Source organism: Pseudomonas sp. IT-P258, from assembly GCF_949767825.1.
In the GTDB taxonomy this organism is placed as follows: domain Bacteria; phylum Pseudomonadota; class Gammaproteobacteria; order Pseudomonadales; family Pseudomonadaceae; genus Aquipseudomonas; species Aquipseudomonas monachiensis.
In genome coordinates this window covers 75,212-89,064 of sequence record NZ_CATKPU010000087.1, presented here as the reverse complement: position 1 = coordinate 89,064, position 13,853 = coordinate 75,212, and the positions used below count along the sequence as shown (strand labels likewise).

At 62.1% G+C, this 13,853-nt stretch carries 9 protein-coding genes; 3 read left to right on the top strand and 6 right to left on the bottom strand.

Going from position 1 to position 13,853, the window contains the following annotated elements:
* Positions 1-34: 34 nt before the first annotated feature.
* From ACM6G4_RS24825 to ACM6G4_RS24800, 6 genes are read right to left on the bottom strand one after another with little or no spacing between them, the layout of a single operon-like run.
* Entirely contained in the window at positions 35-847 is an 813-nt protein-coding gene (locus ACM6G4_RS24825) for a YfaP family protein (RefSeq protein ID WP_414914812.1), read from the bottom strand.
* A gap of 3 nt (positions 848-850) precedes the next feature.
* Positions 851-2,428 carry a DUF2300 domain-containing protein gene (locus ACM6G4_RS24820; protein ID WP_414914811.1) on the bottom strand — a complete coding sequence of 526 codons (1,578 nt, stop codon included), beginning with the start codon at positions 2,426-2,428 and terminating at the stop codon, positions 851-853.
* Positions 2,429-2,471: 43 nt separating this feature from the next.
* Positions 2,472-7,031 carry an alpha-2-macroglobulin family protein gene (locus ACM6G4_RS24815; RefSeq protein ID WP_414914810.1) on the bottom strand — a complete coding sequence of 1,520 codons (4,560 nt, stop codon included), beginning with the start codon at positions 7,029-7,031 and terminating at the stop codon, positions 2,472-2,474.
* The gene (locus ACM6G4_RS24810; RefSeq protein ID WP_414914809.1) at positions 7,028-7,693 is read right to left on the bottom strand and encodes a DUF1175 domain-containing protein; all 666 of its coding nucleotides are present in this window, start codon (positions 7,691-7,693) and stop codon (positions 7,028-7,030) included. The genes ACM6G4_RS24815 and ACM6G4_RS24810 overlap by 4 nt, the downstream gene beginning before the upstream one ends.
* Complete coding sequence (locus ACM6G4_RS24805; RefSeq protein ID WP_414914808.1) at positions 7,663-9,375, bottom strand: DUF2138 domain-containing protein; 1,713 nt, start codon at positions 9,373-9,375, stop codon at positions 7,663-7,665. The genes ACM6G4_RS24810 and ACM6G4_RS24805 overlap by 31 nt, the downstream gene beginning before the upstream one ends.
* A 39-nt stretch (positions 9,376-9,414) precedes the next feature.
* Positions 9,415-10,206 carry a YfaP family protein gene (locus ACM6G4_RS24800; RefSeq protein WP_414914807.1) on the bottom strand — a complete coding sequence of 264 codons (792 nt, stop codon included), beginning with the start codon at positions 10,204-10,206 and terminating at the stop codon, positions 9,415-9,417.
* A gap of 497 nt (positions 10,207-10,703) precedes the next feature.
* Here ACM6G4_RS24800 and ACM6G4_RS24795 point away from each other — a divergent pair, with 497 nt between their 5' ends.
* The 3 genes from ACM6G4_RS24795 (at position 10,704) to dxs (ending at position 13,820) form a co-directional block, all read left to right on the top strand.
* Complete coding sequence (locus ACM6G4_RS24795) at positions 10,704-10,946, top strand: exodeoxyribonuclease VII small subunit (protein WP_056728915.1); 243 nt, start codon at positions 10,704-10,706, stop codon at positions 10,944-10,946.
* Positions 10,943-11,830, top strand: a complete 888-nt coding sequence (gene ispA, locus ACM6G4_RS24790; protein ID WP_414914806.1) for a (2E,6E)-farnesyl diphosphate synthase — start codon at positions 10,943-10,945, stop codon at positions 11,828-11,830. The genes ACM6G4_RS24795 and ispA overlap by 4 nt, the downstream gene beginning before the upstream one ends.
* A gap of 91 nt (positions 11,831-11,921) precedes the next feature.
* Positions 11,922-13,820, top strand: coding sequence for a 1-deoxy-D-xylulose-5-phosphate synthase (dxs, locus tag ACM6G4_RS24785; protein WP_414914805.1), 1,899 nt, complete (start codon positions 11,922-11,924; stop codon positions 13,818-13,820).
* Positions 13,821-13,853: the final 33 nt, after the last annotated feature.

Genomic DNA, 13,853 nt, shown 5'->3' with positions numbered 1-13,853 from the left:
CGTGTGCAAAGCCTGCGTAAGTTGCACCTCAACCTCACGGATAACTAAACGACTTCACCAACGTCAACTCCCCCACCGCACGCATCGGCACCAGGAAGGTTTCCATCTTCTCGTTCGGCGTGCCTTCCTCGGCAATCACCGTCACCTGCGCCGTGGTCAACGCTTGCACCGCATCTTCCTGCCCCTCTTCATCACTGCTGTAGCCGCCGCCAAAGTAGTTCACATAGACCAGATATTGCCCCTTGATCGGTGCGGGCATGGCGAAGATTTCCGGGCCGTAGCCGGTGGTGACGTCGACGTCGAGCGCGGCGCCGTTGGGGGCGACGCGGTCGCCGTACCAGATGTGCGCGCCGTCGGGGGTGATCAGGTGCAGGTCGAGGTCGGTGTTGTCGCTGTCCCACGCCAGCAAGACGCGCAGTTTGGCCGGGGTCGCACCGCCGCTGCTGTTGAGAAATTGCGTGCGCTGACGTTGCTGGCCATCGGGGCTGCGCACCTCGACGCTGTTGCTGCCGCTGGGGAATGAGAACGGGCGATCGAAGCGGCCGGCCGGGTCGATTTTCAGCGGCATGCTCACTCCGTTGACGATCAACCGGCCGGGCTCTGTGGATTTGGGCGTGGCTTTGATCTGCCCGCTGATGCGCGCGGTGTTGGCCTGCCCTGCCGGGGTATTCACCGACGAGGCCGGGTAGTTCACGGTCTGCCGGAAGTGTTCCCCTTCGCCCTCAGGCGCGCCGGTGCGCCAGCCACCTGCGGGGGTGTCGAGTTTGACGCTGTCAGCCGCCATCACCGATGGCAACGCCACCAGCGAGCAGAGCAACAGCAAGACCTGTGGATAACGGAGTTTCATGGACTATTCCAGCAAGAGGTGGCGGGCGAGCCCTTCGATGTAGGTTTCATCCTGGCCATTGGGGTGTGCTTCGAAGGCCAGGTGCAGGTATTCGTGGGTCAGGTCGAGGCGGTCTTGCAGTGTCTGCACGCCACGCACGTAGATGCGCCGACGTTCGCGGTCGACATAGGGGCGACCGAAGGCCAGGCGGCAAACGGCGAAGGTGCTGACTTCGTTGTAGCCGGTTTCGCTTTCAAGTTTCTGGCGCCAGCCGCGTCGTTGCTTTTGCAGCCATTCTTGTGCGGCGGGCAACGCTTCGCAGGACGCGATCGGGTTGTCCCAGCGACTGAGACTGGCGCGTGGGTAGGCGTGCAGCAGGATGGCGTCGTAGCGCTGGCCGGCACGGGCCTGTTCGACGGCTTGCTGCCAGGACAGCTTGTCCGGGCCGGGTTGATCGGAATGGTAGGTGACGGTGCTGCCGGCCAGCACCAGGTCGCTGGTCCAGGCGGCGATGTCGCGCGACTCGGGCGACGCCGGACGCGGTGCGACCCGCTGACGGCTGCTGCTGTCGTCGATGCTCAGGCAATCACCGCTGCGCGTGGCGTTTTGCAGCAGGTAGGTGCGGATGGCCACGGCCAGGGCTTTGGCGGCCTCGACCGGCTCGGCGCTGGCTTCGCGCTGGAGAACACGGGCAACGTATTCTTCGCGATCCAGACGTGCAACGAGCTTGTGGTTCAGCAGAAACAGTTCGCCGTCGCTGTGGATATCCAGCGCATTGCCGTTGGCGAATTCAACGCGGTAGTCACCCTGCAATGCCCCGGAAGTCACTGCGGTGTTCCCTGACAGCACGCGCCGAAGTGGATAGCGGGAGAACAGGTCGACCTCTACGCACTGCCCTGCATCCGCAGGCCATGCAACTGGAATCACCGTAGAGAGTGCCTGCGCGTAATCTCGAAGAACCCGTTGACTGGTGCCGCGCCCACCGGCCCAGACCGGTGTGCCGTCCGCTGTCCAACCGGCAAACCCGCCCTGACGCGATGTTGCATCCTGATCCGCCAACCAGCTCCAGGTCTTTACCCGCAGGCGGCTTCCGAGTTCGCCGACGGCTTGGCCATCGGCGGCATTGAGCACCACATCGAGCAACACACGTCGGGCTTGATCCTGCGCTGGCAGCACGGCCAACACCTTCAAAAGCTCCGCCACCGAAACCCGGGTAGCCGGTTGCAACGAAGGCAAATCCAGCAGCCATTGCGGCGCCTGCCGCGTCTGCCAATAGGCTCGCCAGTCGGCATCACCGATGCCCAACCGCGCGGGGTCGAAATACAGACCGCATGACTTCACCAACGCCTGATCACGCCCGATCCTGCCGCCCGTCGTACAGCAATAAACCTCTTCTTTCGACTGGCCGCGGCATTCATAAGCCGGCTCGCGCGCGCCGGTGTCCACCAGCCAGGCGTAGACGAACAACTTCCACACACTGCCCAGCGGCGTCTGTAACGGCTGCGGCAACGGCTCGCGGGTGATCACCTGCGTTCGGCTCAGAGACAACAAATCGCCCTTGAAGGCCAGGCGCAAAGGTTCGTCCTGCGCCGTTGCCAGCATAGGGATCAAACACAGCAACCAAGCGATCAGCCGCCTGTGCACGTCAGTGAACCGTGACCTGGCCAAGGGCAGCCTTTTGTTCCATCGCCTGATGCTGCGGCGCATACACCTGAGTGAAACGCACCGGCGGCAAGTTGAACTGCCCCTTCTGCGAGAAACGCACCAAATGCCGCAGGCGCAATTCGCCACTCAAGGCATCGACCGGAACGGCATAAGCCATTTGCCCCGGCTCGAAACGCGCCTTCTCCAGCGATGTCGGTTCGGTGCCGGCCTTGCCCATGAGTTTGATGCCCCAGGTGGTGCGCTCGACATCGGCACCCGGTGGCAGCGGCACTTCCAGCAGGCCATAGCGCAACGGTCTGGCGGCTTTGCTGGTGATGATCACTTCATCGAGATAGAGGCTGTCGCTGGACAGCTGCGCGCTGCCGACCGCTTCGAGTTTGAAGGTGAAAGCCTCATCCCCCGGCACCAGTCGCGACAGGCGACGGGTAATGGTCACGGGCATCGGATCGACCGCCGGCTGCTGACTGCGGTAGCTCAATGCAGCGCGCAGTGGACGCTCTTGCGCGCCGGTCAGCGTCAATACCGCCGGCACTGGCGCAGGCCCCTGCCACGTCCAGTATATCTCACCAGAAACCCCGTACTGCTTCTTCCAGCCTTCACCCGGCGCCAATGCAATGGTGGGCGATGCCTGCTCGATGCTGCGTTGCAGCCAGGTGAGCGCCAAGGCACGTTCCAGGGTTGATTGCTGCGGCAATAGACGTTGTAACAGCGCTTGAGCGCGAGCCTGATCGAAGGGTTGCAGCGACAGGTTCAGCGCTTCGGCAAACGGCTGGGAACTGACCGCCAGACGTTGCTGCGCGTCGGCCAGTTGCCGATTGAACCTGTCCGGCAAAGCGACCTTCGCCTGCCTGGCCAGCGATGCCGTCAGCACTCGTGCACCCGCCAGCCCCAAGGCGGAATCCGGATCGCTCATGACGAGGCTGTCTTCGCCGTCTTCCATCAGGTTCGCGGCAGTGCCCTCGCCCGCTTTCGCCAGGTCGTCCATCAAGCCACTGAGCAAGGTATTGACCGGCAACTGCATCTGTTTGGCGAACGACAGGATCAGCGCCCGCTGCAACAGCGGCGTGTTCTTCGCCTGCTTGGCGTAGACCTCCAGCACCCGCTGCCAATGCTCCGGCGGCAGGCTCAGTTCCAGCACCTGGCTGGCGTGCCAGTCGGCGTAATAGGCATAGGCGGTGAGGAAGGCATCGGGCTCGCCGTCCATGCCCCACCAGGTGAAGCTCGCCGAAGGGCCGGCCATTTGCACCAGGCGCAAACGACTGTTTTGCATGATCAGGCGCAGACGATCACGGATCTGCGGATTCGCCGCCAGCGTCGGGTAAGCGATGCTCAACGGAAGCAGGCGGCTGGCGGTCTGCTCGACGCCACCGTAGGGGTAGCTCAACAGATCGTCGAGGGCAGAACGGAACAACGCTTGCGCACTGTCGTCCAGACGCAGGCGGATATCACTGGCGTCTGTCGGCAACGTCAGCGGCGTATCGCCCTCAGCCACATCGAGGCTCTGGGTTTGAGTCACCTGCCAGCCTTCACCGGTCGCGCTCAGGCGCACCGCCAGGGCGTCAGCGGTTTTGCCATCCTGCACCAGCTCGGCGCTCCACTCGCCATTGGCCAGTTCAAATTCTGGCAACGGGATGTAGTTGATGCCACTGTTCAGGGTCACAGGCACGCGTTGTTCGTTGCCGGCGTAACGGGTCACCAGTTCGGCCTTGACCGGTTTCTCGGCCTGACTGAAGGCGAACACACCAAGGTCCGGTTTGTCGCCAGCGCGGAATCGGGTCGGGCCGCTCCACTTCAGGTACAGCGGTTTTTCCGAGCGCACGAATTGCTTCTTCTGCCCGACCTGCCCGCCATCGGCGATGGCCCTGGCGGTGATGCGCCAGCGGGTCAGGGAGTCGGGCATCTTAAAGGTGAAGCGGGTTTTGCCGTTGGCATCGGTCAGCAATTCAGGTTGCCACGCCGCCGTGTCGACATCCTCGCGACGCGGTCGCTCCAGAACCTTCACGCCGCGCTCACTGCGATTGGCCTTGCCCGGTGCACCGGGGCTGCCCGGCAAGGCGACGTCATAACTGATGAACGACAAACTGGCGCTGGTGCGCACGTTGTTGCGGCGTGGGTGATAGAAGAACTGGTCGATGCTCGGCGCGACTTCCGGTTGCAAGGCATAGACCATTTCATCGACCACGCTGACCGTCAGGTGCGCGGGAATCGCTTTGCCGGCGAACTGGGTGGTCAGGTCCACCGAGACGGTTTCACCCGGCTGATAGGTTTCCTTATCCGTGGTGATGGCCACGTCGATTTGTGGCGTGACCACCTTGATGCCGGCGTTCTGGAAACTGTATTGGCCACCCTTGGTGTACAGCACCGAGAAGGTCAGGTTCGGCGCGAAACCGTCCTTCACCGGAATGCGCGCGCGATATTGGGTATCGCTGAGTTTTTCCATCTTCAGCCAGTCGCCGCCCTTGGACAGCAGCGCAGTGGCTTCGACCTTGTCCCGCTCCAGCGACAGCAAGGCATCGCTGACCGGTTCCGGGAAAGTGATCAGCGCCAGCGCTTCATCGCCTGCGATGTACTCGGGCTTGTCGAGGACGATTTCCACGGTGCCGGGTACGGCTTTGACACCTTCGCCGGTAACCGAATGGCCGGTGGCGCCGACCACCCGGCCATGATCATCCTTGAGCGTCAGGTTGTAGGTGCCCGGCCGGTCAAAGGCCAGGGTGAACCCCTTGTCGGTTGCCGCGAGTTTGCCTTCGCCGGTGCTCTGGTCTTCCAAACGCACCCAGCCATAGCTGCCCGGAGTAACGGCATCGACCTGCTCGCCTTCGCGGGCGTAGCTGAACGCAACCTTGTCACCCACCGCGCTGAAGCGTTGAGGCGCGCCCAAGCGGAAATTCGCCGCGCCACGGTCGATGAGGATTTCCTTGGTGGTCTTGACCCGATACGCCGCTCCGTCGCTGGCAAACACCGTGAGCATGTAGCGACTTGGCTTCTCGGCTGCCGGCAGGTCGAGGGACGCATTGCCCTTGGCGTCGGTGGTCAATTCGGTGCTGGTCAGCTCCACCGGAAATTGCCCGAGGTATTGCAGTTCGTTGTCGACCATCGACAGCTGTTGGGCACGCAGGCTCAGGCTCAACTTCGCATTGGCCACCGGTTTTCCGTCCGGGTACAGCAGCACCAAGTTGCCCTTGACCGGCTCGCCAGTACGGTAATCCTGCTTGGCCAGGTTGAGTGAAATCTCGAAGTGCGGCTTGATGTACTCAGCGACGCGAAAGGCGCTGCTGTAGGCCTGATCCTTGTAGTTGAAACGCAGTTCATATCCACCGGCCACGGCGTTGTCCGGCAACTGGAATCGGCCTTGGGTGCCAGCCTTGGAATCGAGCTTCAGATCGAGGGATTGCAGTGCCGTACCGGTCGCATCCAGCACGGTTACATTGACGTCGGCCGCGCTTGGCTGCACCGAATCCCGCGCGTTCTTGAATTCACGCCCGACGATTTTCAGCGACACCCAATCCCCCGGCCGATACAGCGGTCGGTCGGTGAAGGCATAGAGTTTGGTGTCGTAGATTTCGCTGTCGTAGTAGAAGTTCTCGGAGACGAACACCCCGCCCTCTTCGTCCTCGCCGATCACGAACGAACGCTCGGGGCTGACGTGTTTCAGGCGCAGCAAGCCATCGATATCCGTAGCGCCGCTGCTCATTACGCCGAGGCCATCGGTCCACAGCACATTGACCTTTGGCACCGAGCTGCCTTCGTGTTTGCGCGCGGCCCACACCAACAATTCGTCACCGGCGATCTTGCTCACCGCCACGGTGTTGGAGACGAACACCATGGTGGTCGCGCGGTATTTGCCGATCAGCGCTTCCACCAGATACAGACCCGGCTTGAGATTACCCAACGGGATGTAGACGTTGCCCGGCGCGACGCTGACGAACTCGCTGGAAGAACCGGCCAGGTTCACCCCGGCAGGTGGCTGAATCGGCTTGGCCTGCCACAACGGATAACGGAACTGGCTGACCACCGGCAAACCCGGTATCAGTGCGAATTGCGGCTGCGCATCGTAGGGCGTTGGCGCGGCCATCGCGTTGCCCATCTTCAGTTCCGGCACTTCCTCGGTAACTTGTTTACGCGACTCGTAGGAAAATGCCCGCTGCATCACCCGACGGGATTTGCGATACCAGTTGTCCCACAGGTAAGCGAGGGTGTTGGACAGGCCTTCACCCTTGAACTGACCATCGCTGACCACCCGATGCAGGTTCTTCTGGCGCTTGAGGAAATCCAGCGGCTTGTCGATGCGGTACACCCGAATGTCGGCGCCGCCGTAGGGCTCCATGCGAAACCGGCGATAGTCGCGGCCCGGTGCTTCGAGGCGCACCATCGCCGGTTCATCGCTGGCAAAACTGCTGTCGGCCAGCAGGAAAAAACTCTCGCCCGCCACCGGCGCATAGCCGCTGGCCGGGACCGAATCGTCGGCGTAAACCGCCGAGAACGGCAGCAGCAATACCAACATCAGAAACAGAAAACGCAGCATGCGGGCACCGGTCATTGGGAAAGAAAATTCAGTCGATAGACGCCGATGAAGTTGGGGTTGGCTGCGTCGGGTATCCATCGGGTGTCCTTCCATGTCATGAGTTGCTGCAGGCTTGCCGAACGCATGCCGTTGTCGGTGGGTGTGCTGGTGCCGGTGTGATAGGCGATGTAGCGGCCCATCCAGATCATCAGGTGCTGGTCATCGCCCTGATCGAAAAACATCAGGTCGCCAGGGCGTGCCTGAGACACATCGCGGCTGATCAGATGGCTGTTGAACTGGATCAACTTGATCGCATTGACGTATGGCCCGACCTTGCCGCCGCCCTGCTGCCATTGCTGGGCAAGGCTGCGCTGGGCGTCGCTCAGTTGCAGTTCCGGCGGCAGGTAACGATTGGACAGGCCATTGCTGCGCAGCCATTTGTCGTCATGGACTTTCAGCGCTTCATTGGCAGCGAAGCGCACCAGCCCGGCGCAGTCTTGCTGATACCAACGGGGGCTCGGGCCCTGGCTCAGTTGCTCCTGGGCGATACGCACGAACCAGGCGCGAAACACCTGGGATTGCTGCGGGTCGAGCGATGGTGCCTCGACAGCGTGGGCACCCGCGCTCAACAACAACGCCAGCAGGCCGAGACTTCGGATCAATGCCGTCACAGGGCTTTCCACTCCAGCGGCAGCCATTGCCAATGGCCGTCGGGCTCACTGCCTTCGGGCAAGGTCAGGGCGTATTTGCCGTAGCCGCCGAGCTTGCGCAGCTTCGGGATAAGGTAGGTTTGCGCGGCGTTGTAGAACACCGGTTCCATGTCCTGGGGCAGGCTGTCGAAGGTTTCCTGCTGCATCAGTTGCGCCATGGAATCCGGGCCGAAATAGACCGGCATCAGCAGGTCCTTGGGCACCACGTCGGCCATCGGCGGGAAGCGTTTGTCGAGGGTGCCTAGAGCCTTGTCGACGAGTTTGTCATCGAGGGAAAACAGCAAGGTTGAACCGTGGCGGGCCAAGCTCACACGCATGAACGCCTTGCCGCTGATCGCCTCCGGATTTTCGGCGTCCTTGGCTTTGTACGGGCCGAAACTGGAACTGACTTGTCGCTGCCACTGATGGCTCTGCCCTTCCTGTTTCTCCACCACCGGGAATGCGTGCCCGGCGACATTGCTTTCATAGGCGCCGACCATCGAGCCGAACAGCTTGCCCAGATCGCCATCGAGCGTGCCGCTATCCTCGTCGCTCAGACTGGCCACCAGCAACGGCGTGTACAGACGCGAATCAGCGTACCAGCAGAGCCCCGCCGCACCGGCCATGTGTTCGGTCAACGCTTGTGCCACGCTATCTTCGGCACCGAGTTTCACCAGCAGCGGCTTCTGTTGTTCGGCAGCCAGCGGCAACGCCACGCAAGCGCTGGCGCCCATGGGCATGGCTTGCCAGATCGGTTTGAAATCGAAGTCCGGCTGATTCTCCAGTTCATCCATGGCCAGGAAGCTGTGCCAGCCCTTGTCGTCCATGTCGAAACGCAGGCCGGCGAAGTTCGGTATGAAGCGCTGGTAACCCATGGCCAACACACTGGCATTGACCGACAGACGTTGTTTCACCTCCGGCGCGCGCGGCGGCAGGCCGAAAGCGTCGGGGAACAATTTGTCGCCATTGAGCAGCGCAGCAATGGCCGTTGTCGACACGCTGCCCGATTCTTCCGTTGCACCGCTTTGCGGATCGTAGAGTTTCGCCGGATTGGACAACACCACCAGTTTGTCGCCATGGGATGCGAACAGCAGCGCCTTGCTCGCGTTGTAACCGAGTTGATAGAGCGCCACGTCGTCGGTACCGACCTTCAGGTCCGCAACCTTGCTCAGTTGCGAGTCGTCCAGTGCCACTTTGGCCAGCGGCTCCAGCACCTTGGCCAGCCCGCCGCGATCCATCACCAGCAGGAATTCCTTGAGCCGTCCATCCGCCCCGCGCCACAACGCTACGTCGGCCGGTTGATCGAATAGTTGCTCGATCAAGGTGTCCTGCAGTTTCAAGTCATGTTCGTAGATGATCCGCCGCAAGCTGCCGATCAACCCCAGGCGATCGGCGTGGGATTCGTAATAGAAGACGAAATCTTCGGTCAGGGTTTCCTTGAGGAACGGCACTGCCAACAAGTCCTTGGGTAACTGGCTCAAGGAGTGGGTTTCCAGCAAGCCATCCGGGCGGCTCATGCCCAGTTTGTCACTGGCCAACACAGGCGCCGGGGCCTTGGGTTTGTGCATGAACCACCCCAGCCCACCGGCCACGCCAATGACCAGGCATATCCCGATCAGCAGCGTCGGCCAATGCAGAGAAGGTTTGGCCGCTGGTGCGCCTGCGGCCGGAGTAACAGTGCTATCACTCATGTTCACAAAACCCGATGTTCATCCGTGGAGCGGGGATGCCTAGTAGTTGAAAGTCTTGACCAGCAGCAGGTCGCCGATTGCGCGCAGGGGCACGATGAACGTCTCGCGTTTTTCATCGACGGTGTTTTCGTTGAGTACCAGGTTGATCTGCGAGGTAATCACCTCGTTCTGGTTGCCGGACTCATCGAAGTTATAGCCGCCGCTGCCGAAGTTGCCCCAATAGTTCACGTAAACCAGATAGGTGCCACGCAGCGGCGCGGTCATGGTGAACATTTCCGGACCCGGGCCATCGACGCCGTCAGGGTCGAGGCCGCCGCCATTGGTCAAGGCCGGGTGCGCCCAGAAGGCATGCTGGCCATCGGGCGTGACAATATGCAGATCGAGTTCGGCTTTCGGATCATCCCAACCCAGCACCACGCGAATCCGCGCCGGGGTGCGCAGGTTGTTGGCTTCATAGAATTGAACGCGCTTGAGGGACTGGCCTTCGGCGCTGCGCACTTCGACGCTGTTGGAGCCGGCGCCAAACGCATAGGGCCGGGCGAAACGCCCTTGCTCGTCGGTGTAGAGGTTCAGCGGATTGCCGTTGACCGCCAAGGTGTGCGGCCCGCGCTGGGTGCCCAGGGCCTTCAGTTGGCCTTCGATCATCGTGCGATTGCGCTGCACACCCCGGTCGATGGGTGGAGTGGGATAGGCGACTTGCGGGTTTTCGCTACGGTCCAACAGACCGTTGTAACGCCATCCACCCACCGGTTCCGATAACTCGGCATTCGGCGCAGCCAGAATCACGGGCGCGAAAACCAGCCCGATCAGCAGCAAAAGAAATGAGCGCATGCGACGCCTCCTGCCATGCACGACGAAACCTTGCGCCTGATCCTGGGCACGTTACAGATGCGAATACTGCGTTTCGTCTGAAAGACCTGTGACTGCCAGGTCGTATAGGGCTCGAAGGTTATCCATTCGGGTGTTTTTTAACAATCGGACGGCTGCGAAATTGCGGTGGGAATCACGGTAATGGGTGGACGGTGAGCCGAATAGCGATGTTATTCGGCTCATAAAGTGAGCCGAATAATCCTCAGTACACTTGAGGTCCACTTACTTTGTGGCGAGGGAGCTTGCTCCCGCTGGCTTGCGAGGCAGGCCCAATCAATTGACCTCAGTATTCCTGAAAAACTTGGCAGATGAATTTAGGGCCGCTTTGCGCCCCAACGAGAGCAAGCTCCCTCGCCACAGGGCTCCGCTTTTCGCGTGTCAAACACCCCGCTCATTTGCCCATGAACCCCCTATCTGCTAGTGTCGCGCCGGTTTAACGTCAACCGGAAATCGCCGCCATGGCCCGCAAAAAAGCTGCACTGGATTTCGAACAGTCCCTCGCCGACCTGCAAACGCTGGTGGAGCGTCTGGAGAATGGCGAATTGTCGCTGGAGGACTCGCTGGCCGCTTTCGAGCAAGGCATCGGTCTGACCCGCGATTGCCAGGCGGCGCTGGCCCAGGCCGAGCAAAAGGTTCAGGTGCTGCTCGAGCGTGATGGCGAGCTGGCCGAGGAACCCTTCGAAGCGGATCAGCCAGAATGATTGCAGCGTACTCGGCAACCAGCCAGGCCCGCGTCAATGCGGCTCTGGAAACCCTGTTCACTGCCCCGAGCCCCGAGCTGGCGCGGCTGTACGAGGCCATGCGCTACAGCGTAATGAATGGCGGCAAACGCGTGCGTCCACTGTTGACCTACGCCGCGTGCGAAGCGTTGGGCGGCAAACCCGAGCAAGCCAACGGCGCAGCCTGTGCCGTGGAGCTGATCCATGCTTATTCGCTGGTGCATGACGATTTGCCGGCGATGGACGATGACGATCTGCGTCGCGGCCAGCCCACCACCCACAAGAAATTCGATGAAGCCTGCGCGATCCTCGCCGGCGACGGCTTGCAGAGCCTGGCCTTCAGCGCCCTGCTCGACCCGCGCCTGAGCGCGTTGGATGCCGAAATCCACCTGCAAATGGTCAGCTCCCTGGCACTGGCCGCAGGCCCGGCGGGCATGGTCGGCGGTCAGGCCATCGACCTCGGCTCGGTCGGACTGAAGCTTGACCAGAAAGCCCTGGAGTACATGCACCGGCACAAGACCGGCGCGCTGATCGAGGTCAGCGTCAAGCTCGGTGCCCTGGCCAGCGGCCGTGCCGAAAAAGACGAACTCAAGTCCCTGCAGACTTATGCACAGGCCATCGGCCTGGCATTCCAGGTCCAGGACGACATTCTCGACGTCGAAAGCGATACCGAAACCCTCGGCAAACGCCAGGGCGCCGACATTGCCCGGGACAAGCCGACCTACCCGGCCCTGCTCGGCCTCGACGCCGCCAAGGCCTATGCCCTGGAGCTGCGCGACCAGGCCCTGCACGCGCTGCGACCGTTTGACGCGGCGGCCGAACCCTTGCGTGATCTGGCCCGGTATATCGTCGATCGCCGCAGCTGAAGGCGATTGCGCCAAAAAAGCCCAACGCGTGGGCAGGGGGCGATGCATCAGGTAAACTGCCGCATCTTTTATACCTATAACGATTCGCCTGATGCCCACGACGTTTCATGAGATTCCCCGCAAGCGCCCGACCACGCCCCTGCTCGACCGCGCGAACACGCCGGACGGCCTGCGCCGGTTAGGCGAAGCCGAGCTGGAAACCCTGGCCGATGAGTTGCGCCTGGAATTGCTCTACACGGTCGGCCAGACCGGTGGGCATTTCGGTGCCGGCCTGGGCGTGATCGAGCTGACCATCGCGCTGCATTACGTCTTCGACACCCCGGACGACCGGCTGGTGTGGGACGTGGGTCATCAGGCTTATCCACACAAGATCCTCACCGGTCGTCGCGAGCGCATGGGCACCCTGCGCCAGAAGGACGGCGTCGCTGCGTTCCCGCGCCGCTCCGAGAGCGAGTACGACACCTTTGGCGTCGGTCACTCCAGCACCTCGATCAGTGCCGCGCTGGGCATGGCGATTGCCGCCCGCCTGCAAAACAGCGAGCGCAAGGCGATCGCGGTGATTGGCGACGGCGCGTTGACCGCGGGCATGGCGTTCGAGGCGCTGAACCATGCGCCGGAAGTGGACGCCAACATGCTGGTGATTCTCAACGACAACGACATGTCGATCTCGCGTAACGTCGGTGGCTTGTCGAACTACCTGGCGAAGATCCTTTCCAGCCGCACTTACGCGAGCATGCGCGAAGGCAGCAAAAAGGTGCTGTCGCGCCTGCCCGGTGCCTGGGAAATCGCTCGCCGGACCGAAGAATATGCCAAGGGCATGCTGGTTCCCGGCACGCTGTTCGAAGAACTGGGCTGGAACTACATCGGCCCCATCGATGGCCACGACCTGCCGACCCTGATCGCCACCCTGCGCAACATGCGCGATCTGAAAGGCCCGCAGTTCCTGCACGTCGTCACCAAGAAAGGCAAAGGCTTCGCCCCGGCGGAAGTCGACCCGATCGGTTACCACGCCATCACCAAGCTCGAACCCCTGGACGCCCCGGCCGCCGCGCCGAAAAAAGCCAGCGGGCCGAAGTACTCCGGTGTGTTCGGCGAATGGCTGTGCGACATGGCGGCTGCCGACCCGCGCCTGGTCGGGATTACCCCGGCGATGAAGGAAGGCTCGGACCTGGTTGCTTTCAGCGAACGCTTCCCGCTGCGCTACTTCGACGTCGCCATTGCCGAGCAACACGCCGTCACCCTCGCGGCCGGCATGGCCTGCGAAGGCGCCAAACCCGTGGTGGCCATCTATTCGACCTTCCTGCAGCGCGGCTACGACCAGTTGGTGCATGACGTCGCGGTGCAGAATCTCGACGTACTGTTCGCCATCGACCGCGCAGGCCTGGTGGGCGAAGACGGTCCGACCCACGCCGGCAGCTTCGATTTGTCGTTCCTGCGCTGCATCCCCGGCATGCTGGTGATGACCCCGAGCGATGAAAACGAGCTGCGCAAGATGCTCACTACCGGCCACCTGTACGAAGGTCCGGCGGCGGTGCGTTATCCACGGGGTAACGGCCCGAACGCGACCATCGAGAAAGACCTCGAGCCGATCGAGATCGGCAAGGGTGTGATTCGCCGACAGGGCAGCAAAGTCGCCCTGCTGGTGTTCGGCGTGCAACTGGCCGAAGCCCTGAAAGTCGCCGAGACGCTGGACGCGACCGTGGTCGACATGCGTTTCGTCAAACCGCTGGATGAAGCGCTGGTTCGCGAAATCGCCGGCAGCCACGACTTGCTGGTGACCGTCGAAGAAAACGCGATCATGGGCGGCGCCGGTGGCGCGGTCAACGAATTCCTCGCCCGCGAAAACATCCTCAAGTCGATGCTGCACCTGGGCTTGCCGGATATTTACGTCGAGCACGCCAAGCCGGCGCAAATGCTGGCCGAGTGTGGCTTGGACGAGGCGGGAATCGAAGCGTCCATTCGCGAACGCCTGCAACTGCTCAACCTCTAAACGCAAAACCCTGTGTAGGAGCTGCCGAAGGCT

Bases quoted from the DNA above. Each gene is read 5' to 3' on its own strand.
- ACM6G4_RS24825 (WP_414914812.1), bottom strand. From the start codon at position 847: ATGAAACTCCGTTATCCACAGGTCTTGCTGTTGCTCTGCTCGCTGGTG.
- ACM6G4_RS24820 (WP_414914811.1), bottom strand. From the start codon at position 2,428: ATGCTGGCAACGGCGCAGGACGAACCTTTGCGCCTGGCCTTCAAGGGC.
- ACM6G4_RS24815 (WP_414914810.1), bottom strand. From the start codon at position 7,031: ATGACCGGTGCCCGCATGCTGCGTTTTCTGTTTCTGATGTTGGTATTG.
- ACM6G4_RS24810 (WP_414914809.1), bottom strand. From the start codon at position 7,693: ATGGCTGCCGCTGGAGTGGAAAGCCCTGTGACGGCATTGATCCGAAGT.
- ACM6G4_RS24805 (WP_414914808.1), bottom strand. From the start codon at position 9,375: ATGAGTGATAGCACTGTTACTCCGGCCGCAGGCGCACCAGCGGCCAAA.
- ACM6G4_RS24800 (WP_414914807.1), bottom strand. From the start codon at position 10,206: ATGCGCTCATTTCTTTTGCTGCTGATCGGGCTGGTTTTCGCGCCCGTG.
- ACM6G4_RS24795 (WP_056728915.1), top strand. From the start codon at position 10,704: ATGGCCCGCAAAAAAGCTGCACTGGATTTCGAACAGTCCCTCGCCGAC.
- ispA (WP_414914806.1), top strand. From the start codon at position 10,943: ATGATTGCAGCGTACTCGGCAACCAGCCAGGCCCGCGTCAATGCGGCT.
- dxs (WP_414914805.1), top strand. From the start codon at position 11,922: ATGCCCACGACGTTTCATGAGATTCCCCGCAAGCGCCCGACCACGCCC.